This window comes from Nocardia sp. NPDC003963, from assembly GCF_053605105.1.
In genome coordinates, this window is the sequence record NZ_JBSGIP010000001.1 from 374,217 (window position 1) to 397,237 (window position 23,021).

General features: G+C 67.7%; 20 protein-coding genes and 1 pseudogene. 13 read left to right on the forward strand and 8 right to left on the reverse strand.

Annotated features, from left to right (window positions below):
- Positions 1 to 62 precede the first annotated feature (62 nt).
- The 4 genes and pseudogenes from ACWEWT_RS01740 (at position 63) to ligA (ending at position 3,667) form a co-directional block, all read left to right on the forward strand.
- Positions 63 to 329, forward strand: a complete 267-nt coding sequence (locus tag ACWEWT_RS01740) for a hypothetical protein (RefSeq protein ID WP_452555123.1) — start codon at positions 63 to 65, stop codon at positions 327 to 329.
- Positions 326 to 568 (forward strand): annotated as a pseudogene (locus tag ACWEWT_RS01745) (thiolase family protein); the annotation flags it as partial. The gene ACWEWT_RS01740 and the pseudogene ACWEWT_RS01745, both read left to right, overlap by 4 nt.
- Positions 569 to 721: 153 nt before the next feature.
- On the forward strand, positions 722 to 1,564 hold the full coding sequence (locus ACWEWT_RS01750; protein WP_452557635.1) for a 3-hydroxyacyl-CoA dehydrogenase family protein: 843 nt from the start codon (positions 722 to 724) through the stop codon (positions 1,562 to 1,564).
- Positions 1,565 to 1,675: 111 nt separating this feature from the next.
- Positions 1,676 to 3,667, forward strand: a complete 1,992-nt coding sequence (gene ligA / locus ACWEWT_RS01755) for an NAD-dependent DNA ligase LigA (protein ID WP_452555125.1) — start codon at positions 1,676 to 1,678, stop codon at positions 3,665 to 3,667.
- A 58-nt stretch (positions 3,668 to 3,725) separates the two neighbouring features.
- On the opposite strand, the gene ACWEWT_RS01760 is transcribed toward ligA, so the two are convergent.
- The 3 genes from ACWEWT_RS01760 to ACWEWT_RS01770 all read right to left on the reverse strand — a co-directional run bounded on the left by ACWEWT_RS01760 (position 3,726) and on the right by ACWEWT_RS01770 (position 7,977).
- Positions 3,726 to 6,560, reverse strand: a complete 2,835-nt coding sequence (locus ACWEWT_RS01760) for a cation-translocating P-type ATPase (RefSeq protein WP_452555126.1) — start codon at positions 6,558 to 6,560, stop codon at positions 3,726 to 3,728.
- A gap of 25 nt (positions 6,561 to 6,585) precedes the next feature.
- Positions 6,586 to 7,467, reverse strand: a complete 882-nt coding sequence (ppk2, locus tag ACWEWT_RS01765) for a polyphosphate kinase 2 (protein ID WP_452555128.1) — start codon at positions 7,465 to 7,467, stop codon at positions 6,586 to 6,588.
- A gap of 93 nt (positions 7,468 to 7,560) precedes the next feature.
- Entirely contained in the window at positions 7,561 to 7,977 is a 417-nt protein-coding gene (locus ACWEWT_RS01770) for a DUF7144 family membrane protein (protein ID WP_452555130.1), read from the reverse strand.
- A 307-nt stretch (positions 7,978 to 8,284) separates the two neighbouring features.
- Between ACWEWT_RS01770 and ACWEWT_RS01775 the strand changes: the two genes are divergently transcribed.
- Positions 8,285 to 9,472, forward strand: a complete 1,188-nt coding sequence (locus tag ACWEWT_RS01775) for a cytochrome P450 (protein ID WP_452555132.1) — start codon at positions 8,285 to 8,287, stop codon at positions 9,470 to 9,472.
- 30 nt (positions 9,473 to 9,502) lie between these two features.
- Here ACWEWT_RS01775 and ACWEWT_RS01780 read toward each other — a convergent pair whose 3' ends face one another.
- The 3 genes from ACWEWT_RS01780 to ACWEWT_RS01790 form a co-directional block, all read right to left on the reverse strand.
- Positions 9,503 to 10,066 (reverse strand): TetR family transcriptional regulator, encoded by a 564-nt coding sequence (locus tag ACWEWT_RS01780; RefSeq protein WP_452555134.1) that lies wholly within the window; start codon positions 10,064 to 10,066, stop codon positions 9,503 to 9,505.
- Positions 10,038 to 11,582 (reverse strand): MFS transporter, encoded by a 1,545-nt coding sequence (locus ACWEWT_RS01785; RefSeq protein WP_452555136.1) that lies wholly within the window; start codon positions 11,580 to 11,582, stop codon positions 10,038 to 10,040. Before ACWEWT_RS01785 ends, ACWEWT_RS01780 begins: the two co-directional genes overlap by 29 nt.
- Positions 11,583 to 11,731: 149 nt before the next feature.
- Entirely contained in the window at positions 11,732 to 12,337 is a 606-nt protein-coding gene (locus tag ACWEWT_RS01790; protein WP_452555138.1) for a TetR family transcriptional regulator, read from the reverse strand.
- Positions 12,338 to 12,515: 178 nt separating this feature from the next.
- Between ACWEWT_RS01790 and ACWEWT_RS01795 the strand changes: the two genes are divergently transcribed.
- From ACWEWT_RS01795 to ACWEWT_RS01830, 8 genes are all read left to right on the forward strand, one after another.
- Positions 12,516 to 13,739 carry an alkane 1-monooxygenase gene (locus ACWEWT_RS01795; RefSeq protein ID WP_452555140.1) on the forward strand — a complete coding sequence of 408 codons (1,224 nt, stop codon included), beginning with the start codon at positions 12,516 to 12,518 and terminating at the stop codon, positions 13,737 to 13,739.
- The gene (locus tag ACWEWT_RS01800) at positions 13,739 to 13,918 is read left to right on the forward strand and encodes a rubredoxin (RefSeq protein ID WP_452555142.1); all 180 of its coding nucleotides are present in this window, start codon (positions 13,739 to 13,741) and stop codon (positions 13,916 to 13,918) included. Before ACWEWT_RS01795 ends, ACWEWT_RS01800 begins: the two co-directional genes overlap by 1 nt.
- Position 13,919: 1 nt before the next feature.
- Positions 13,920 to 14,105 carry a rubredoxin gene (locus tag ACWEWT_RS01805; protein ID WP_452555144.1) on the forward strand — a complete coding sequence of 62 codons (186 nt, stop codon included), beginning with the start codon at positions 13,920 to 13,922 and terminating at the stop codon, positions 14,103 to 14,105.
- 332 nt (positions 14,106 to 14,437) lie between these two features.
- Positions 14,438 to 14,803, forward strand: coding sequence for a hypothetical protein (locus tag ACWEWT_RS01810; protein WP_452555145.1), 366 nt, complete (start codon positions 14,438 to 14,440; stop codon positions 14,801 to 14,803).
- Positions 14,804 to 15,230: 427 nt separating this feature from the next.
- Positions 15,231 to 15,488, forward strand: coding sequence for a hypothetical protein (locus ACWEWT_RS01815; RefSeq protein WP_452555147.1), 258 nt, complete (start codon positions 15,231 to 15,233; stop codon positions 15,486 to 15,488).
- 165 nt (positions 15,489 to 15,653) lie between these two features.
- Positions 15,654 to 16,568, forward strand: a complete 915-nt coding sequence (locus ACWEWT_RS01820) for a D-alanyl-D-alanine carboxypeptidase family protein (protein WP_452555149.1) — start codon at positions 15,654 to 15,656, stop codon at positions 16,566 to 16,568.
- A gap of 289 nt (positions 16,569 to 16,857) precedes the next feature.
- Positions 16,858 to 18,495, forward strand: coding sequence for an AMP-binding protein (locus tag ACWEWT_RS01825; protein WP_452555151.1), 1,638 nt, complete (start codon positions 16,858 to 16,860; stop codon positions 18,493 to 18,495).
- Between the two features lie 104 nt (positions 18,496 to 18,599).
- Positions 18,600 to 19,130 (forward strand): GtrA family protein, encoded by a 531-nt coding sequence (locus ACWEWT_RS01830; protein ID WP_452555153.1) that lies wholly within the window; start codon positions 18,600 to 18,602, stop codon positions 19,128 to 19,130.
- Between the two features lie 100 nt (positions 19,131 to 19,230).
- On the opposite strand, the gene ACWEWT_RS01835 is transcribed toward ACWEWT_RS01830, so the two are convergent.
- Both ACWEWT_RS01835 and ACWEWT_RS01840 read right to left on the reverse strand, forming a co-directional pair.
- Entirely contained in the window at positions 19,231 to 20,202 is a 972-nt protein-coding gene (locus ACWEWT_RS01835) for a patatin-like phospholipase family protein (protein ID WP_452555155.1), read from the reverse strand.
- A 741-nt stretch (positions 20,203 to 20,943) separates the two neighbouring features.
- Entirely contained in the window at positions 20,944 to 22,260 is a 1,317-nt protein-coding gene (locus ACWEWT_RS01840; protein ID WP_452555157.1) for a PucR family transcriptional regulator, read from the reverse strand.
- Between the last annotated feature and the right edge of the window lie 761 nt (positions 22,261 to 23,021).

Sequence of the window (23,021 nt, forward strand, 5' to 3'; positions counted from 1 at the left end):
CCTGGTAACCGGCGCGGGCGGCGGGGTGGGCTCGGCCGCCGTGCAACTCGCCAAGGCATACGGTGCCCGGGTCGTCGCTGGCCCCCGACGATGCGAAGGCCGATCTCGCCCGGCGCCAGGGGGCCGATATCGTGCTGACCTCCACGCCCGAGACACTGCGCGACGATCTGCTCGCCGCCACCGGCGTGGCCGGGGCGGACGTCTTCCTGGAGACGCCACCGTGCTCGACCAGCGCGGATCGACCGTCCAGCGCGGTACCAGAACGCTGCTCGTGGCACGGAGGAACAATGACCGAGGATTGCCGACCTCGGTGCCGGCGACGACCGTGAACCGCCTGTGCGGCTCGTCCCTGGACGCGGCGATCATGGCCTCCCGCACTGTCGAAACCGGCGATGTGGACATCGTGCTGGCCGGTGAGGTCGAGTCGATGACCCGGGCACCGTGGGTGCTCCCCGAACCGGCCCGGGCTCATCCCGCGGGCGATATGACCGCGGTATCGACCACACTGGGCTGGCGCCTGGTCAATGCCCGGATGCCGGCCGAATGGACCGCGCCGCTCGGCGAATGCAACGAACAACTCGCCGACCGGTTCGGTATCTCCCGGGCCCGCCAGGACGAGTTCGCGGTGTGTCGCCGCCCTCTGCGTCGGCGTCGGTCAGGCGCTCGCCGTCGTGCTCGAGAACGTCGTATCAGCGAATATCGCATCGGAATCGGAGAAACAATGAATCTGCCAAGCACAGTGGGGGTCTACGGGGGCGGCCGGATGGGCGCGGGTATCGCGCACGCGTTCCTGCTGGCCGGCGCGGCGGTGACCGTCGTCGAGGCGGAGCCGGACGCGGTGACGGCGGCCCGCGGCCGGGTGGAGTCGAGTCTGGCGACGGCCGCGGCGCGCGGCGCGCTCACCGAGGCACCCGAAGCGGTGACCGCCCGGCTCGCGGTCACCACCGACGCCTCGGCCCTGGCCGTTACCGGTCTCGTGGTGGAAGCGGTCCCGGAGATCGCCGACCTGAAGGCGACCGTGCTGAGCCGGATCGAGAAGGAAGCTCCCGACGCCGTCGTCGCCACCAACACCAGCGCACTGTCGATCGACGGGCTGGCGGCGCAGCTGAACCGCCCGGCCACCTTCCTGGGTCTGCACTTCTTCAACCCGGTTCCCGCCAGCGGTCTGGTCGAGATCGTGGTGGGCAGCGGTACCGACGCCGCGGTGGTCACCGCCGCGCGTGGCTGGGTGGAGGCGCTCGGCAAGACCGCGATCACGGTCACCGATTCGCCGGGATTCGCCTCCTCGCGACTGGGTGTCGCGATCGCCCTGGAAGCCATGCGGATGCTCGAGGACGGTGTCGCTTCCGCGGCGGATATCGATGCGGCCATGACGCTGGGCTACAAACACCCGATGGGGCCGCTGCGCACGACCGATGTCGTCGGCCTCGACGTGCGCCTCGCCATCGCCGAACACCTCGCCCGTGCGGTCGGTGCGCGGTTCGAGCCACCGGCGATCCTGCGGGAGAAGGTCGCCGCGGGGCATCTCGGCCGGAAGACGGGCCAGGGCTTCTACACCTGGTGACCGTGGCAGTGGGACGGCACACCGGCGGACGGTGCCGCCCGGCTGGTCGCCGGACCCGTTGTCACCACTGGTTACGCACCGTGTCGGTGGGGCTCGGTAGCGTCTCGTGTCGTGGAAGCCGGTGAACACATCAAAGAGCTCGCGGACCGTATCGTGGCGCTGCGTGACGCCTACTATCAGGGCTCGCCGCTGGTCGCCGATGCCGAGTACGACTCGATCGAGGACGAACTACGCGGCCTGATCGAGGCCCACCCCGACCTCGCACCCGACCCGAATCCCCTGGAGCAGGTCGGTGCGCCCGCGGTACTGCACGCCCCGATCCGGCATTCGCGTCCGATGCTGTCGCTCGAGAAGGCGACCACTCCCGAGCAGGTCGCGGCGTTCTTCGAGCGGTTTCCCGGTCAGCCGGTGGTGGTGATGCCGAAGCTCGACGGTCTGTCCCTGGCCCTGGTCTTCGAGGACGGGCGGCTGGTGCGCGCGGTGACCCGCGGTGACGGCACCACCGGTGACGATGTGACCGTCCTGGTCCGCGCGCTGGTCGACGGTGTTCCCGAGCGGATCGAGCTCCCGGGGCGGGTGGAGGTACGCGGTGAGGCGGTGATGCTGCGCTCGACCTTCCTCGCCTACAACACCGCGCACCCGGAGAAACCGCTGATCAACCCGCGTAATGCGGCGGCGGGTACGCTGCGGGCGAAGGATCCGGCCACGGTATCGCAGCGGCGCCTGCAGTTCTTCGGCTTCGATCTCGACACCTCCGCCGGTGGCGCCGCGGCCGATCTGGCGGAGGGGCTGCGGGCACTGGGGATCGCGGGCGCCCGGATGGTGGTCTCCGCCGACGCCGAGCAGGCGCAGGCGGCGATCACCGCGATCGAGCAGGGCCGCAACGACCTCGATTACGATATCGACGGTGCGGTGCTCCGGCTGGCCGACCGCGCCGCCTACGCCGCGGCCGGGACCAGGTCCAACAGTCCGCGTGGGGCGCTGGCGTTCAAGTTCGCCGCCGAGGAGAAGACCACCCTGCTCGACGATGTGGTCTGGGACGTCGGCAAAACGGGCAAGATCGTTCCGGTGGCCTGGTTGGAACCGGTGTTCGTGGGCGGCACCACGGTGACCAAGGCGACGCTGGCCAATCAGCAGGTGATCCGCGCCCGCGATATCAAAATCGGCGATACCGTGCTGGTGCGGCGTGCGGGTGATGTGATCCCGTTCGTGGCAGGGGTGCTCGACGCCTCGAAGCGTACGGGCGAGGAGCGCGAGATCGTGCCGCCCAGCACCTGTCCCTCGTGCGACCAACCGGTGACCGAGCAGGGCAACAGCCGGGAGCTGTTCTGCACCAACGTCTCCTGCCCCGCCCAGACAGTGCGCAGGCTCATCCACTGGGCATCACGATCGGCGGCCGATATCGATGCCTTCGGGCAGGTGTGGATCGAACGACTGGCCGAGGCCGGCATTCTGGAACGCCCCTCGGACTTCTACACATTGACCACCGAACGCCTGCTCGAGTTCGACCGCATCGGTGCGGTCTCGGCCGGGCGCATGATCGAATCGATCGAGGCGGGCCGCCGGGTGGGGCTGCGCCGCGCGCTGATCGGCCTGGCGATTCCGATGGCCTCCGACGGTACCGCCGCCCGGCTGGCCCGCGCGGGATTCGGCTCCCTGGAGGAGGTCGCGGACGCGGCCGAAGAGCGACTCGTGGCGGTGGAGGATATCGGGCCGAAGGTGGCGGCCTCCCTGGTCGAGCATCTCACCCGGCTGCGACCGGAGATCGAGCGATTACGCGCCGCGGGTGTCGATCTGGACGTGCTCGACGAGGACCTCCCACCGGTCGTCGCGGCCGGTGCGCCGCTGGCCGGCAAAACCGTCGTGATCACCGGAGCCATCAGCGATCCGCGCTCCGGGGAGAAGGTGGCCCGTCCGACCTTCCAGCGCCTGTGTGAGAAAGCGGGGGCCACGGCAGCGAGCTCGGTCTCGGCGAATACCGATCTGCTCGTCACCGGTGCGGGTGTCGGCGACAGCAAGATCGCCAAGGCGGCGAAGCTCGGCGTCGAGGTCGTCGATCAGGGGGAGATCTGGAAGCTGCTGATCGAGGCCGAGGTCGTCTAGACAACGGTCCGTTGTCCACCCGGCGCGACCGCCGGGGAGCCGATGCCCGGCGGCGTTTTCAGCGGATCGGGATGCCGGACCGGGACGCCTGCGCACCGGTGCGAATTCCTTCGGTACGGGCGCGGGCCGGTTCCACCGCGGCCGCCGTCGATATCGGGCCCGCGGGTACACCGCGCCGGCGGCGAAACGCCTTGTCCGCCTCCACGACCGCCGGGACGATCAACGACCAGCCCAGGCAGGCCAGCCACTGTCCGCCGGTCAGCGAGGTGGTCATGAGCAGATCCTGGAGGAAGCCGAGCTCCACGGCGAACACCGTGACGACCACGGGGACGGACAGGATCCGCAGCGCGCGCAGGATCGGGGGAGCGAATCCGGACGCCGGATCGCGGCGCATGGCGAGACCACCGAGCACGGACCCGAGCGACAGCACCACGAACGCCGTGGTCATCGGCACGTTGCCCGCCGTGGTACTCCAGTCACCCGGGGCGGCGAGCATGGCCGCGAGGGTGACCGCGAATTGCAGCACACCGTAGCCCAGCCACTGCGCGAAGGCGGCACGGTGGGCAATGGGCGCTTTCGGATCACGGGGTGGTTTGCGCATGAGGTCGGGGGGCGGCGGATCGGACATGATCACCGCCACCGGGAACAGCGTGATGAAGAAGTGCTGGAACAGCACCATCAGCGGGGTCAGCGCGACGCCGTCGTTGATATCGAAGATACTGGCGACGAGGAAGAGCAGGACCAGGGAGAACAGTTTCGACATCTGGTAGCGGATATAGGTCACGATCTTGTCGTAGATATCGCGGCCCAACCGGATGGCAGTGACGAGGGTGCCGAAATTGTCGTCGGTGAGCACCATTTTGCCCGCCTGTTTGGTGACCTCGCTGCCGGAGCCCATGGCCACCCCGATATCGGCCTGTTTCAGCGCCGCCGCGTCGTTGACAGCGTCGCCGGTCATCGCGACCACCGCGCCGCCGCGCTGCATGGTGTCGACCAGGCGCAATTTGTCCTGCGGGGTGACCCGGCCGAAGACGTGCAATTCCGGCAGGGCGGTGGCGAGTTCGCCGTCGGACATCGCACGCAACTGCGGGCCGCCGACGGCGCCGGGCCCCAGCCCCAGTTCGGCGCCGATGGCAGCGGCGGTGATCGCGTGATCGCCGGTGATCATGCGAACCTCGATACCCGCCTGCTGGGCGATATGTACCGCCTCGCGCGCTTCGGGTCGTAAGGGATCGATGATGCCCACCATGCCGACAAAGGTCAGTTCGCCCACGAAGGACATGGGATCGGCGCGGATATCGTCGTCCCGGATATCGAGTTCCCGGGCGGCGAAGGCCAGCACCCGCAGGCCCCGCTCCGACATGGCCCGGTTCGCCGCGGCCAGATCGTCGGCCACCTCGGCGATCGGGACAGCGCGCCGGCCCGGCAGGAACGCGGTCGCGCACCGTTGCAGGACGATATCCGGCGCGCCTTTGACCAGTCCCACCAGGCGTTCGGCTCCGTCCACCCGGAGATGGTGATAGGTGGCCATGAACTTGTACGCCGAGTCGAACGGCACCGCGGCCACCCGCGGATATGTCCGGCGGGTCAGGGCGGCATCGACGCCGATCTTGGCCGCGAGCACCACCAGCGCGGCCTCGGTCGGGTCGCCCACCACCTCACCGGTATCGGATACGACAGCATCGCTGTCGAGGCACAGCCCGTAGGCGAGCAGGGTGAAGTCGGCCTCGGGGCTGCCCGCGGACCGGGTGATCGCACCGACCCTGGTGTAACCCTCACCTTCGACGGTGTACCACTCGCCGTGGAAATAGAGGGAGCGCACCGTCATCTGGTTCATCGTCAGGGTGCCGGTCTTATCGGAGTTGACGGCACTGGTAGCGCCCAGGGTCTCGACATCGGTGAGGTTCTTCACGATCGCCTTCGCCTCGGCCAGCCGTCGTGCCCCGTAGGCCAGCATGGCCTGGACGAAGGTGGGCAGACCGGTCGGGATCGCCGAGACGCCCATCGAGATACCCAGCAGCAGCAGCGTTTTCCAATCCTGTCCGCGGAGGACGCCGATGATCACGATGATCGCCACCGCGGTCCAGGCGATCGCCCCGAGCGCCTTGGTCAGCGAATCGAGTTCGCGTTGCAGCGGCGATTTCTTCGGCGCCACGGCCGAGAGCATGGCGGCAATCCGGCCCATTTCGGTGCGCATACCCGTCTCGGTCACCGCCATCGTCGCGGTACCGCGGGTCACCGAAGTGTTCTGGTAGACCATATCGGCGCGATCGCCGAGCGGCGCGTCCGGATCTGTGAGTGGCGCCGGATCTTTGGGTACCGGCGCGCTCTCACCGGTGAGTGCGGCCTCCTGGGTTTCCAGGGTCGCCGAGTCGAGTAGCCGGCCGTCGGCCGGGACGATATCGCCCGCTTCGAGCCGGACGATATCGCCGGGAACCAGTGTGGTGGCATCGACCTGCGTGAGGGCACCCGCCCGTAGCACCCGGGCCCGCGGTGACTGCATACGCGCCAGCGCATCCACACTCGCGCGGGCCTCGACCTCCTGCCTGGTGCCCAGTACGACATTGAGCACGACCAGGCCACCGACGACGATCGCGGTGGAGATCTCGCCGATCACCACGCTGACCGCGGCGACCGCGACGAGCATGAGATTCATCGGATCCTCGACCTGCCGGATCGCGATCGCGATCGTCGACGGCGCGGGTTCGGCCGCGATCTCGTTGGTGCCGAAGCTACGACGGCGCTCCTCGACCTCCGCCGGCGACAGGCCCGACTCGCTGTCGGAATCCAGCGCCGTCACCACCGCTGCGGCATCCCGGACATGCCAGTCCCGCAGTGGCGAGGTGTCGGGCGAGCCGGTCGGACCCTCGGGCGTGGCGTGGATGGGGGCCATGACCGCTCGTCCTTTCGGCGCGGGCTCAGTACGGGGTCGGAATCCAGTGCAGCGGTTGCGTGGGCGTGCGATAGCCGCCCGGCTTCTGGCGGGCGGGTAACTCGATATCGTGATGTTCGAGCGGTGCGTAGGGGATCCGGTCCAGCAGATGAGCGATGATGTTGAGCCGGCCGCGCTTCTTGTCGTCGGTGGCCGCCACGAACCACGGCGCCCACCCGGTATCGGTGTAGTGGAACATCTCGTCCCGGGCGCGCGAGTAGTCGTACCAGCGGCTGTAGGACTTCAGATCCAGATCCGAGAGTTTCCAGATCTTGCGCGGATCGTCGATCCGGCTCTGCAGGCGCAGCGTCTGTTCTTCCTCCCCGACCTCCAGCCAGTATTTGAGCATGATCACCCCGGAATCCACGATCGCGCGTTCCACGACCGGGATCAGCTGCAGGAATTGCTGAGCCTGCTCCTCGGTGCAGAACCCCATCACCCGTTCGACTCCGGCCCGGTTGTACCAGCTGCGGTCGAAAACGACGACCTCACCGGCCGCGGGCAGATGCGGAAGATAGCGCTGCACATACATCTGCGACTGTTCGCGCCCGGTGGGCGCGGGTAGCGCGACCACCCGGAACACCCGGGGACTGACCCGCTCGGTGATCGTATCGATCACCCCACCTTTGCCCGCGGTATCCCGGCCCTCGAACAGGATGCAGATCCGGGCCCCGGTGGCCTTCACCCATTCCTGTACCGCGACGAGTTCGGCCTGCAGCGGGCGCAGCAGGCGGCGGTATTCCTTGTTCGTCATCCGGGTGGCGGGTGGATTTCCGGTGGGATCGACGAGTTCCCCGGAACCCGGGGGGCCGGCTCGGCGGGCCCCGCCGGATCCGCCGTCCGCGTGCTGATGCGATTTCTTGCCCACAGTGGGTTCCTCCGGGCCTGTTCGCTGTCACGGTGCCGCCCGGCGGCGGCTCGGATCACGGAGCGCGGCTGCTCCGGCCGCCGCCGCGGTCGGCTACATCTGCTCCGGTCGCCAGGTGGATACCGCCCAGATGACCACCAGATCGATGGCGATCACCGTGATCGACCACCACGGGTAATAGGGGATCCACAGGAAATTCGCGATGATCGACAGGCCGGCCAGGAGCACCGCCGTGACCCGCGCCCAGAGCGCACCGGTCATCAGGGCGATCGCCGCGACGGCCAGCAGGATGCCGAGGACGATATGGATCCAGCCCCAGGTGGTGGTGTCGAAACGCAGCATGTAGTCCGGGCCGGTCACGAACAACTCGTCGGACGCGACCGCCGAGATACCCGCCAGAATCGACAGCACTCCCACCGCGAGCAGCAACACCGCGGCCGCGATGGAGGTCACCGCGGCCACGCCTCGTTTCACCGGAGAAGGTCCGGGTCCGGTTCTGTATGTCGCCATATCCCACCTTCCGAAAAGTGATCGGAACCTACCCAAGCCCGACCGGCCGGTCCGCGCCTCACCCGTTACGGATGAATCGAGTGCGCCGACCCCGAGTCTGTGTGCGGGGGAGGTGTCCGCGCCCGGATCGCTCTCCCGAGTTCGCCCGAATCGCCGGGTTTCCTCCCGAACAGCCGATATGTAAACGCCTGCCGGGCAACACTGTCGAGTGTGCGCCGCCCGAGCGCCGGATTCCGGCCGCCGCGGCGCGGCGGGTAGCCCGAGCGCCGGAGAATCCGATGTCTCGGCCCAGGGAGAGGAGCGATCCATGCCGATCGACAGCACGGACGCACGCAAGATCGATCGTGGTGAGGAGCTCGGCGGCTGTCCGGTCGTCCGGCGCGCCGACGGCACCTGGCTGGTCCGGGGCTACGCCGCGGCGCGGGCCGCTCTGCGCAGCACCGACACCGTCCAGGCCGGGCTCGGGGTGGAGACGCTGGACAATCTGCCCGCCCGGATCCGGCGGCCGGTGCTGTACCGCGACGGGCCGGAACATCGTGAGCACCGGCGCCGGACCGCCAGATTCTTCACCCCGCGCCGGGTCGACGAGGCCTACCGGGGACTGATGGACCGGGTCGCCGAGGAGCAGTTGACCGGCCTGCGCACCGACGGCCGGGTGCACCTGTCGGAGTCGAGTTTCGGTCTGGCCATCGGTGTGGCATGCGCGGTGATCGGGCTGACCGAGAGCCGTTCCGGTCTCGCCCGGCGGCTGGAGCGGTTCTTTCCGGAAGAGTTCGGGTCGCCCGGTTTCACCAGTATCGACGGCCTCTACTGGGTGTGGCGGCAGGCCACGAATTGGTCGGCGATCTACTTCCGCGATGTACGCCCGGCAGTACGTGCCCGGCGTGCCCGGCGCCGCGACGACCTGATCTCGCATCTGCTCGACGAGGGCTGCTCATCGATCGAAATCCTCGGCGAATGCATCACTTTCGCCGCCGCGGGCATGGTCACCACCCGTGAATTCGTCAATGTCGCGGCCTGGCATCTGTTCACCGACGACGCGCTCCGGGATCGCTACCTCGCCGCAGCGGAGCCGGAGCGGACGGCCGTTCTGCACGAACTGCTGCGGTTGGAGCCCGTGGTGGCGCATCTCGCGCGGCGTACGACAGCGCCCGTCGAACTGCCGACGGGGGAGGGCGCGAGCGTCACCGTACCGGCCGGCGAGCTCATCGATATCCAGGTCACGGCCACCAATACCGATGAATACGCAGTAGGTGCGGATCCGCTCGCCGTCTGCCCGGCCCGACCGCTCACCGACGCCACCGCACCGGTGCTGTCCTTCGGCGACGGCGCGCACAAATGCCCAGGTGCCTCCATCGCCGTCCTGGAGACCGATATCTTCCTCACCAAACTGTTCGCGTTCCCGGGCATCCGGATGCGCACGCCGCCGCGCGTCTCCTTCAACGACGCCATCGGTGGATACACCCTGCGGGACATGGTCGTCGAGATTCCGTAGCAACCGGTTTCGCGGGCGGCGGGTCCGGGATCAGCCCGCGGTCTCCGTCATGGCGAGGAGCTCCGCGCGTGCCGATACGAGTTGGTCGGCGGTGAGATACGGGCTGTTCACAGCCGTGGCCAGCCCCTCGGCCGCGAAACGGATGACCAGCGTGGTCTCGGTCGCGAGACCGTCGGCGGCGAACGCCTCGTCCAGCCGGGCCGCGTCCCGGGCGAAGAGCTCTTCGAGCTCCGGGGTCGTACCGAGGGTGACGATCAGGTTCGTCGGGCTGAACGCGCGCAGCACCGATTCGTCGCCGCTGGTCAGGGCCCGCACGTAACCGCGGGCGAACTTTCCCGGCCGGTTCTCGGACAGGTCGATCTGTTCGTGCACCGCGGCCCACACTCGCGCGATCAGATGTTCGGTGACCCCGGTGAGCAGCGCGTCCCGGTTCGGGAAGTGGTGCATGAGGCCGCCTTTGGTCACTCCGGCGGCCGCGGCGATATCGCTGAGGCTCACGCGGCTGCCGCGTTCGGCGAACATCCGCTCCGCGGCCTCCAACACGGCGAGCCGGGTCCGTTCCTTGTCACGGGTGGGGCTGTCGGACCGTTTCATGGTGCTCCTTGTCCGCGGTCGGCCGGTGGGACGGGATGACACGCCAGGCCAGCACGCCCGCGACCACGAGCAGGACCGCCGCGAGATACGAGGTGGACTGCAGGGCGGTGGTGAAGGCATGCGCCGCACGGGTGAAGATATCGGAATCGCCGGCCACGCTCGCCGCGCCCGCCAGCGAGTCCTCGACCGCGCCGGCGAGCGCCGGATCGGTGCCGGGATCGAGAGCCAGGTTCCCGCGATACTGCGCCAGCTGGACCGAACCCAGTACCGCGATTCCGAGTGCGCCGCCCATTTCATAGGCGGTCTCGGCGATGGACGAGGCCGCTCCCGCGCGCTCCTTCGGGACCGCGGTGACCACCGCGTCGGTCGACAATGTCATAGCCACGCCGACTCCCAGTCCCAGCACGATCAGCGCGAGCGCGAGTCCCCAGTAGCCGGGCGCGGTGGCGGTCCAGCCGACCCCGGCCAGACCCACGGCGGCCACGATCAGGGCGAGCCCGATCGCCCGGCCCGCTCCCAGCCGGGCCACGAGCACACCGACCACGGCGATGACGGCCATAGCGGCCAGTGTCGTCGGCAGTTCGGCCGCCCCGGCTTTCAGCGGCCCGTACCCGCGCACGAGTTGCAGATACTGGGAGAAGAAGAACAGCAGTCCCAGGAACGCGAAGATCGACAGCGCGGTCGAGGCGACCGCACCGCTGAACGCGGGCATCCGGAACAGTGAGAGGTCCACCAGCGGGAGCGGGAGCCGCGATTGCCTGCGCAGGAACAACCAGCCGGCCGCCGCGCCGATCAGCGCCGTCGTCGGCACCGTCCAGTCGAACCCTGTTCCGGCCCAGTGCTTCACCGCGTAGACCAGTGGCACGACGGCGAGGATCGACAGCAGTGCGGACAGCCAGTCCACGGGATGGGTGCTGTCGCCCCGGGATTCCGGTAACAGCACGGCGCCCGCCACCAGTACGACCGCCATGACCGGCACATTGATGAGGAATACCGAACCCCACCAGAAATGTTCCAGCAGCACACCGCCGACCAGCGGTCCGGCTGCGGCGCCCGCGGTGGCGCCGGCCGACCAGACGGCGATGGCCGTGGTGCGCTGCCGGGGATCGGCGAACATCGCCCGGACGATCGACAGTGTCGACGGCATCAGCGTCGCGCCGGCCACACCGAGCAACGCCCGCGCCGCGATGAGCGTTTCGGGATTCGGTGCCAGCGCCGCGAGAACCGAGGCGGCGCCGAACGCCGCGGCACCGATCAGCAGCAGCCGTTTACGCCCGATCCGGTCGGCGAGATTGCCCATGGTGATGAGCAGGCCGGCCAGTACGAATCCGTAGATATCGCCGATCCACAGCAATTGGGCCGCGCTCGGCCGGATATCGGCGGTGAGCGACGGTACGGCCAGGTACAGCACGGTCCCGTCGATGGCGAGCAGTAATACGACGCTGACCAGCGCGGCCAGCGCCGCCCATTCCCGGCGCCCCGCGCGGCTCGTCGTACTCTCCACGGCTTCGGTCATCCCGCCACCTTAACAGTCCATATGGAATGTTGGAGAAACCGAATGGACTGCGATACGGCGCAGCGTCAGGAGTTCGCGTCTCCGGGCCCATGCGGAAACGGTCGATCCCCGGTGACTGTGCCTCCGGGGTCGCCGCTGGACGGGGCCACTTACGGTTCGTGGCGGAAAAGGGGCGCGGCGACGAGGGATATCTGGGCGACCGCGCGGTCGATGCTCCCGGCCGGCTGGAACAGATGGCTCAGTGCGAGGCGGACCACCGCTTCGACCCGAATGTCGATCTCCGCCTCGTTGAACGAGTCGAGGCCGTACCGGGCGCGCAGAATGGCGGTGAACGCGGCCGTGGCGCGGCCCAGAACCGGTTCGGGTTCGGTCATCAAGGTGGGCAGCAGGGTGGTGTCGGCGCCGGAGCGGCCCGCCAGTACGGCTTTGAGCAGGGTGTTGTCGGCCGCGGTGCGCAGGGTGTACTCGGCGGCGGCGGTGATACCGGCGAGCAGGTCGCCGGGCTCGGCGGTAACGGTTTCGGTGACGCCGACGAGAAAGGTCTCCAGTTCGCTCGCGATGACGGCCTCGGCCAAATCCTGTTTGGTCCCGATCTCCTTGTAGAGCACGGGACGGCTCACCCCGACTTCCTTGGCCACCCGTGACATGTTGACCGCACCCCAGCCCTCGGTGCAGACCAGCCGGCGTGCGGTATCGATCACGCGCTCGCGGAGGAGCAGGCGCATCTCGTTCTGGAAGTTCGGCGCATCAGCCACGGGAACCACAATACAGTACGGATGTATGTGCTCTGTTGTTGACAACTGATAAGAAAATGTCTGTAATGAATACAGATATAGAAAAAGTGTAAACGGCCGTGGTCGGGGTGGATGCCCGGATACCGGCCGATGCGACCGCCCGCGGTGGCCGTCGTACCGGAAAGACGAGGAGGGCGCGATGACGACGTCCGAAATGGGTTCACGTGACGAGGTGGCGCCGCAGTGGCGCGACCGTAAGCGATACCTGTGGTTGTTCGGACTGGTGGCGCCGACCTCGCTCGGCCTGGCCGCGGCGCTGGTATGGAGCTGCCACCTGGTCGGCTGGCACCGGGTGGCGCCGGTCTGGTGGTGGATCGGGCCGTTGCTCGTCTACGTGCTGCTGCCGATCCTGGACCGATTCTTCGGCCCGGACGGGCAGAATCCGCCCGAGGAGGTGATGGGGGCGCTGGAACGCGACCGGTACTACCGCTACTGCGTCTACGCTTTCATCCCGTGCCAGCTGATCAGTCTGGTATTCGCCGCCTATCTGTGGACCGCGACCGATCTGTCCTGGCTGGGGATCTCGGGCGGGCTCGGAATCTGGTCGAAGATCGGCGTCGCGCTGAGCGTCGGTGTCATGGGTGGCGTCGGTATCAACACCGCCCATGAACTCGGCCACAAGAAGGACGATCTGGAGCGGTGGCTGTCGAAGGTCACCCTGGCCCAGACCGGCTACGGGCATTTCTACATCGAGCACAACCGCGGCCACCATGTGCGGGTCGCCACGCCGGAGGATCCGGCCAGCGCCCGGTTCGCGGAATCCTTCTGGAGTTTCCTGCCGCGCAGCGTCTTCGGCAGCCTCCGTTCGGCCTGGGCGCTGGAACGAACCCGGCTGGGGCGGATGGACTCGGGGCCGTGGACACTGCGCAACGATGTGCTCAACGCCTGGGCGATGACGGTGCTGTTGTGGAGCGCGCTGGCAGTCGTCTTCGGTGCGGGGGTACTGCCGTTCCTGCTGATCCAGGCGGTGTACGGATTCTCGCTGCTGGAAACGGTGAACTATCTGGAGCACTACGGCCTGCTGCGCCGGCGTACCGAATCGGGGCGGTACGAACGCTGCACTCCGGAACACAGCTGGAATTCCGATCATATCGTCACCAATATCTTCCTGTACCACCTGCAGCGGCACAGCGATCACCACGCCAACCCGACCCGGCGGTACCAGACATTGCGCAGTATGGACGGTGCGCCCGAACTGCCCGGCGGGTACGCGAGCATGATCAGCCTGGCCTACTTTCCGCCCCTGTGGCGCCGGGTGATGGACCACCGTGTGCTGGCCCACTACCGCGGTGATATCACGCGGGTGAACATCCAACCCGGCAAGCGCGCGCGGGTGCTGGCCCGATACGGGGTCGCGAGCTGATGGCTGTCTATCTCTGCCCGGTCTGCGACTACCGCTACGACGAGACCACCGGGGCCCCGCGGGAGGGTTTCCCCGCCGGTACCGCGTGGTCGGCGATTCCCGACGACTGGTGCTGTCCGGACTGCGGGGTCCGCGAAAAACTCGACTTCGAACCGGTCACGGCGACGAAAGGACACTGAGATGACCACCGATTACAAGCTTTTCCAGTGCGCGCAATGCGGTTTCGAATACGACGAAGCGCTGGGCTGGCCCGAGGACGGTATCGCGCCCGGTACCCGATGGGACGATATTCCCGACGATTGGTCGTGCCCGGACTGCGGTGCGGCGAAAGCGGATTTCTACATGGTCGAGATCAGCCGCAACTGAGCGCCCAGCGTGGAACGCGCCGGGCGGGCGGTCGGCTGTCCGGCGATCCCGCCACATCCCCGGGACGGTCGATCGGATCCGCTCGTGAACCGCGTCGAGTCCGGGGACCCACCGGCTCCGACCCGGCCGTATATCCGGAAGCTGTTGGCCCGCATCCGATCTGTATGTGTGGCCGGCGTAGTGGGCTGTGGGCTGTGGTGAACCCCGCTACCGGTGCCGGGCTATGCTGCCGTGGCCGTTGGTGGACCGGTTCTGCGGAACGAGCGACAGCTGTCGCGGGTGGCCACGGGCGGCTACGTCATGCGATCAACCGAGAGGATGTGGCCGGTAGCGTGAGTAGCTATCTGGTTGTCCAGCTGTACTGCACACCCGCACAAGCCGAATCCGTCCGCGCGGCGGCGGTCGGCGAACTGGCGAAATCTCCCGAGTTCGCCGAGGCGAGAACAGAACTGGCGCCGAAGGCCGAAGGCGATCACCGGATGCGCCTGGCCTGGGCCGAGGAGCACCCCGGGCAGTCCCCCGGCGATCGCGCCTATTTCTCCCTCGAGGTGACCTCCCCGGTCGATGTACCGGAGTCCGTGCTGCGGAAAGTGGAGGACGAGATCATCGAGTGGATCGATACGACCTACAACGACGAGGCGAACGATATCGCCGAGGTCCAGTGGGCGAGCTTCGCGGAGATCAGGCAGGACGCCTGACGGCTCCGCCGGGGTCACCACGTACAGGTGGCGGCTTTCCCCGGTAACTCGGCCCGGGTCCACACCACGGGCCGTCGGCAACCGGGAGCCGTCCGCCGCGCAGCGGGCGTCCGGGCCGATACCGGACCGTCCGCTCCCGGCGCTGCGGCGACATCCCGTGCGGGCCGGCCCGCACGGGAGAAACAGGTATGCCATCGGGTCATTCCACCGGTGTTTTCCGCGTATGTTCCCGGCAAGCTGACTGGGACGTCCGCACACCCCGGACGGCTTCGAGGTTCCGATGTGTCGGCCGCGTCCGCGATTCCGGTGGGAACGGCCGACGGCCGCGGGCACCGGTTCGCGGATCGCGATCGTGTCGTGGCCGGTCGTACGGGTGCGCTCGTACCCGTACGACCACTTCGTGGCCCCTCAACCGAGAAGGATGGCGATGAACGACCGAGAGATCACCGTGGACCCGGCCGGATTCGATGCGGCGATGGAAGCACTCGTCATGGACGATCCGTATCCCAACAGTTCGTTCGGCGACAGCCCGTCGCACTGGCTGCGCCGGGCCCTGTACGCCTACGAATGGGCGAAACGCCTCTGCCCGGATACGGGCGGTGAATTTCTTCCGCACGGGGCACTGGGGCCCGGAAGAGCCCGGGAGGCGGTCCTGCGACACGAAGCGGAGTTGTACGCGCGATAGGGATGCGTCCGATCGCGCGACACCGGGTCGGTCGGCTCGCACCGGATCGGTGCCGAGGCCGGTGGCCCGGACCCGGATGCGCGCGGTCCCCACGCGGGCAGGGCACGATGGGCCGCGGGGCCGGAAATCCCACTGTTCGACCAGGTCGGCCGACACAATATGGCGATGCGATCCTATGCCCGTGTAGTGCTGGCGGCTGTCGCCGGAATGCTCGTCGTATTCGCTCCCACCGCCGCGGCTGCCCCGCTCCCGGGCAGCTCGGCTGCTCAACTCCCCTTTCCGCTGGCTCTCCAGCCGGACGGAGTGCGGGCGCCGGCGGCGGCGCTGGCGGAGGCCAACACCGGGATGATCGTGTGGTCCCGGCAGCCGGATACCCGCCTCCCGATCGCGAGTATCACCAAGGTCATGACGGCGCTGGTCGTACTCGAATCGGGCGATATCGACCGCCCGGTCACGGTGCCGCGGGCGGCCGTCGACTATGCCGCGGCCTACGGGGGGAGCACCGCCGGCCTGGTTCCCGGCGAAGTGCTCACGGCGCGCCAGTTGCTGTACGCGATGATGCTTCCCTCGGGCTGCGATGCGGCCTACGCGCTCGCCGAATCCTACGGCCCCGGCCAAGACGGATTCCTCGCGAAGATGAACGCCACCGCGCAACGGCTCGGCATGCCGAACACTCATTTCAGCGACCCCAGCGGACTTCCCGCCCCCGACGATTTCTCCACTTACTCCACACCCGCGGAACTGGTGCGGCTCGGCCGGCACGCCATGAACCACCCGGTCTTCCGGGAGATCGCCGGATCGCGGACCTATCACCAGCCGGCCGGTCCGGCGAACCGGGACCACCTCTGGGAGACCACGAACGGACTGCTCCGCGAGTACGCGGGCACCACCGGAATCAAGACCGGCTCCACGGACGCTGCCGGGACCTGCCTGCTGTTCGAAGCCTCCCGGGGCGGTCAGCGGCTGATCGGCGTGGTCCTCAACAGCTCACCCGACGATCTGGCCGCCGCGACGGCCGATGCCGGACGCATCATGGACTGGGGATTCCTCCCGATTCTCGGTTCACTGTCGGCCGGCTGACCGGGCGACAGACCGTCCCGGAGGGCGCCGGGGCCTCGGTCCGGCACGGCGCATCCGGGTTCTCGCGTCGGCCACCGGTGTCGCCGGCCGGCCTCGGCGGCGCTGCTGTCGGCCACCGGTAGACAGATGACTGACCACGGACAGGTCGGGACGGTCGGCCGGGGCGAGGCGACGGTGCTCGTAGCGCAGGGCGCCGCGGGCGGGAGGACGGACGGCGCGGACCGGGGAGGGAAGGAACCACCCCTGTTCGGGGGTAGACCGGAATGGTGATGTGGATCACTATGCCGTTATGACTACGGAGCAACCCGCCTACGCCTCGGGTGCGTGGAGTACCCCGCTGCTCGGCGATACCATCGGCGAGAACCTCGACCGCACCGTCGCCGCGTTTCCCGGCAACGACGCACTGGTCGATGTGTCGAGCGGCCGGCGCTGGAGCTATCGGGCCCTGGCCACCGAGATCGATGCCCTCGCCGCGGGGCTGCTCGCGGCCGGTTTCGGCCGTGGCGACCGGATCGGGATCTGGGCGCCGAATTGTCCCGAATGGGTGTTCGTCCAGTACGCGACGGCGAAGATCGGGGCGATCCTGGTCAATATCAATCCCGCCTACCGCGCGCACGAGCTGGAGTACGTACTGCGACAGGCCGGTATCCGGATGATCGTCGCCGCCCGATCGTTCAAGACCTCCGATTACGCCGGCCTGCTGGAATCGGTCCGTACGCAGTGTCCGGCCCTGGAGCGTGTCGTTCTCCTCGACAGCGCGGAGTGGCACGCCCTGCTCGCCGCCGGGCGCGCGGCCGACCCCGCCGGCCTCGCCGCGGCGCGGGCCGGACTGTCCGCGGACGATCCGATAAATATCCAGTACACCTCCGGCACCACCGGGTTTCCGAAAGGTGCGACGCTGAGCCATCACAATATTCTCAACAACGGGTTCTTCGTCGGCGAGATCTGCGGATACACCGATCGGGACCGGGTCTGTATCCCAGTCCCCTTCTATCACTGCTTCGGCATGGTGATGGGCAACCTGGCGTGTACGAGTCACGGTGCGGCGATGGTGATCCCGAGCCCCGCATTCGACCCCGTGGCCACCCTCGCCGCGGTGGAAGCCGAGCGGTGCACCTCCCTGTACGGCGTGCCCACGATGTTCATCGCCGAGCTCGCCGAACCCGGATTCGGCGATTATCGGCTGTCCACCCTGCGGACCGGGATCATGGCCGGATCGCCCTGCCCGGTCGAGGTGATGAAACAGGTCATCGAACGAATGGGTATGAGCGGGGTGACGATCTGCTACGGCATGACCGAGACGTCTCCCGTTTCGATACAGACCAGGGCCGACGACAGCATCGTCGCGCGCACCGCGACGGTCGGGCGAGTCGGCCCACATCTGGAGATCAAGATCGTCGACCCGGATACCGGCCGTACCCTGCCGCGTGGGGTGCCCGGTGAGGTGTGCACCCGCGGGTACTCGGTCATGCTCGGTTACTGGGAGGATCCGGCGCGCACCGCGGAGGTCGTGGACGCGGCCCGCTGGATGCACACCGGTGATCTCGGCGTCATGGACGCGGAAGGTTATGTCGCGGTCACCGGGCGGATCAAGGATATGGTGATCCGCGGCGGCGAGAACATCTATCCCAGGGAGATCGAGGAATTCCTCTACACCCACCCCGATATTCTCGATGCCCAGGTCATCGGAGTACCCGACGAGCGGTACGGCGAGGAATTGATGGCGTGGGTCCGGATGCGCGAGGGCGCTCCACATCTCGACGCCGCTGCGGTGCGCGAGTTCTGTACCGGAAAGCTGGCGCACTACAAGATTCCACGGTATGTGCACGTGGTCGAGGAGTTCCCGATGACCGTCACCGGGAAAGTGCGCAAGGTGGAGATGCGGGAACAGGCCGCGGATCTCATCGACAGCGGTCGCTGCGGCTGAGGGCAATTCGTGGCGGCCGCTCGGCCCCCTGTTCCCGCGGCGAATACGCGATGGATATCGCAGCACACGTCACTGCGCGGGACGCCGCACCTATAGTGGTCCGGGTGTCCGTAGTCCACTCCGCGCTGTACCGGATCCCCGAGCCGTATCGTTCGCGGCTCATCCAGCACCGCGAACTGCTCAAATTCGCAGTCGTCGGCGCGATCACGTGGTTCATCGATACCGGAATCGTGTACGCGCTGAAATTCACGGTGCTGAGCGATAAACCGCTGACCGCCCGCGCGATCGGCGTGCTGTTCGCGACGATCGTGTCCTATATCCTCAGCCGTGAGTGGTCGTTCCGCACCCGGGGCGGGCGTCAGCGCCGGCACGAGGCCGCTCTCTTCTTCGGTATCAGCGCACTCGGGATCGGTGTCACCCTCGTGCCCCAGGCGATTTCCCTGTATCTGCTGGGTATCCGGGTACCGGATGTCGCCCCGGCGACCCAGGCGGCGGCGAACTTCGTCAGCGGGCAGATCATCGGCGTGCTGCTGGCGATGGGCTTCCGGTTCTGGGCCTATCGGCGCTTCGTGTTCCCCAGCGAACTCGCGGAACCGGTTCCGGTGCACCGCCGAGTGGAGAACACACTGTCCTGAGCGGGATCCGAGGTAGCGATCACGGATAGCCTCGGCGATACCTTCCTCTGAACAGCGAAGATTCATTCGTGGGCGGGTGGTGCGGATTCTCCGGTACCGTTCAGCGGGCGTACTCCCCGGCCGCGGGGTTCGTGTCCGGTATCCCCAGTACATGCGCATCGACGACACCGAGCAGTTGTTCCTCGGTGCGGGTCCGAATCCACGTCGTCGCGATGTCGTATCCGGTGTCGAACAGTTCGTCGGACGTCCGGGTGGGTGATTCCAGCGCCGCGCCGTAACGCTGGCCCGCGAAGATGGTCTTCTCGCGCAGGGTGTGGTCCTGGTAGGGGCGCGGGCGATGCGCGATCGCGGGCAGTGACGGGTGCAGCAGCGGGAACATCAGCCCGCCCCGGCTGTCGTATGGTTGCGGCCCGTACAGGTCCAGGATCAGGGCGGGGTGGGGCGAGAAGAGTTCGTGCGGGACCCGGAATTGGCAGCCGCCGTCGAATACGTGGTCGAGCCCGGCGGCCGCGGGCAGGGCGCCTGGTATCCGGGTGGCGGCGACGATCGCGTCCGCGACGGGTAGATCGTCCAGGCCCAGTTTCGGCAGATCACGCGGTAGCAGCAGGGTGCCGTGGCCGGCCGCGTAGACGGGGATGAGCAGCGACGATGCCGCCGCCCGGTCGTGCTCTGCCGACGACTCGAGGGCGAAGTCGGCGAAGGTGCGGTCACCGGCGAACGCATGGGCGAGTTCACGAATTCGCGCCTGTGGGTAGAGGGTGCGCCGGGTGATGAGGCCGTGGAAGCTTCTGGTGCCCAGGACTTCGTGCTCGGGGTGGGCGATGGCGATCCGCCGTGCCCGATCGCGTGTCATGCCCATCGCCAGCGCGGTGGCGGCGAGCGCGCCACCGCTGACCCCCACGACGACCGGTTGCAGGGCCGGAGCCGGTCGGGAGGTGTACTCGGCGCGCCGAGCGGTCAAGGCGTCCACCGCCCCGATGGCCATACCCACCATCAGCGCGAGGCTGCGACCGGCCACCCCCGCGAGGATCCGGACGACCGGGCGTTCCGCTGTCGACAACTGTTCCGTCACGCTCGTTCCCGCCCGGCGGGGGGTGTCGCGGCCGAATGCCGGAGTCCGCTGCGGAGACCGGGCGCTACCGTGCATCGCCCGGCGCCGATGCTGCCGTCGGCGGCGAATTCCCCGGATCGTGGTATCGCCACCGATCCCGAGATCGTGGCGAATTCTGATTCCACACCCATCTCCTCGACCAGAAAAACAGTTGAATATTCCGCCGACTCCGTCTTCTGAACATGCGGACGCCGGCCATCCGACGACCCGGACGGGCCGATTAATTACCGGTGTTCCCCTCGCTCGTGGACGGTCGGGAATTACCGTTCCCGATGACGGACGGTCGTCGGGATCACGATGACGCCGACGCCCGTATCAGCACTGTAATCACCACTTCGGCCAGTACATTCGCCGTTCGTGGGAAGTCGTCCCCGTGCTCGGCGCACAGTGCGTCATATCGCGGAAACAGTGGACACGAGAACGTCACCAAGGCGTCATCGAATATCGGAACACCCTGTTTTCGCACTTCTGGTTTCGAATTCTCGGAGGCGGTGCGATATGGAGAGATCGACTGGAGAACCCTACCGACACACGCTGCTGTGAACAATCGGAGGACGTGCATTTTGTGAAAGTTTGTTCGCATTGCACATTCTCCGGGGCGTCATTGTTCCTGTCGCACAACGCTCTCGGTGGATGACAGGAACCCGCCGGGGCCGCGATCCCGTGGTGCCGGACCCCGGCGGTCATATCGCCGGCTGCTGTTCAGGAGGGCGGCCGGAGCACACTCCGTCCGAGGAAGCGGCAGATACGAAGAGCCAGTGCGATATCGAGCTTCTCGTGTCCCGTCCCGTTACCTCGGGTGGCTTCGACCGCCTTGGTGATGCGGTATTTGACGGTGTTGCGATGCAGCGTCATCTGTTGCGCGGTCTGCACATGGCTCTCGCCGGTCTCGTAGAACGTGCCCAGCGTATCGCGGAGCGTTGCCGCCTGATCGGTATCGTCGGCGAGCGGTCCGAGTACCTCGCGCACCCATTGCCGGGTCGAGTCCAGATCCTTGGCCAGTAGTGACACCACCGCCACCCCGGGGTCGCCGAATCCGATCGCCGGTTGGGCGAACGACGGTGTCCCCGGCAACGTGGCGACGAAGTACGCGGCGGTGGCCTGCTGATGCGACCGGCGGAAGCCGCCGAGTCCCGGGCCGGGTAGCCCGACGGCCAGCCGTACCCCTGCGGGCAGGCCCGCCGCGGTCCGTAACTCGGCCGCGTCGATCGCCGACCCCCTGCCGAACGGGAACCACACCCACATCGTGCGCCGGTCGATGGCGGTCGCCAGCGGCGGGCCGTCGGCCTGCAGGGTGTGCGCGATCGCGCGGGTGCCGGAATCCAGCAGGGCCAGCGTGCCGACCTCGTCGCTACCGGTGGACCACAGGATCACCGCCAGATGTGTCCGGTCGAGCCGGTATCCCGTCTCGGTCTCGAATCCCGCCGGATCGCGTGTTCGCGCGGAAAGCAGTGTGTGCACTGTGGACGAGTGAACGTTGCCGCGGGCATTCATCCACCGCATACGTTCGGTCTCATAGGTTTTGCAGACGTACTCGATGATCCAATCGGTGTAGGCGTAGACGTGCTCGGTGAGCCGTTGCAGTACGGCCAGTCCCGACTCCGTCGGCAGGTTCCGTCGCGCGACCTCGTCGTAGCAGATGCGCATCATGGTGTTCTGTCCCATGTGATAGGCGCGTACGAGGTAGTTGGACGGAATCTCGCGCTGCGCCATCCGCCGCGCGTACTCCACCGCGGCCATCGGCGGTTGTAGGTGAGCGACCGGGATATCGTTCGCGAACACCTCGATCATGGTGGTGATATTGGCGTGGATGCTGGCGGTGCGCAGGTCCGAGAGTTGCGGTTCGTCACGGGTGTAATCGATCTCGTGGAGTATGCGCCGGGTCATGCCCGCGGCTATCTCCGATTCTCGCGCGCGTAATCCCGCGCCGATCTCCACCACGAGGGCGGAGACCCGGTTCGGCGTCGCCTCCGGCAACCGATTCGGGGGGTGCTGCGGGGGGCGGGCGGAAGCGGTCATCGCGCCGGGCCCGCTACCGCACGGGAGAACGTAGGTGCCGCCGATCTCGGCACGAGGGGCACCCCGCGTCGCCGGGACGGACCGGGCACCGATCTCTGAGCCCTTTTCTTGCGCCGGCGGTGCCGGCTGTTCGGTTCGGTGCCGCTGCGGCAGGATACGACAGATTCAACTGTTGCGGACAAACCCTCTTCAGCTTCCGTAGTCGGTGCGTAAAGAGGTTAGCCACCCGATTGAAGCCGGGGAATAGGTCAAAGCGCCATAATCGGGCGGTCTCCTTGTGCAATGTGCACAATATCGAACCGGTGCGGCCGTGTGGGATGGGATGGCCGATGCCGTGGACCCGGGAGGTACCCGCAGGCGACATCACACATCCGGGAATTCGGGGGGTCCGCGGGTAGCGCGCGAGCATGCCGGATCGACTTTGTGCAGAATGCACTACCGGTGGTTCGCATTCTGGCCCGGCGGTACATTTCTCCGCCGGCCACTTCCCTGTGGCGGCGCGGTACGCCGCCGCTCGTGAAAGTATGCGAGGTGTTCTCCGTCCGGAGGATGGGGCGCAGCCGTATTCGCAACGCCCGAGGTGGCGCGAGATCGATACCGGGAGATGAACGGATGGACCACAGTGGTGCGCGGGGGACTCCCGGCGCGATCCACAGTTCGTTCGCGTCCGGTCCGCGCATCGCCCCGGGAGGCCGCGCCGAGGTGACGCGACCCGGGAAAGCCGCGGGCGCGCCCACTGTGCACCGGTATCGATCGACGGT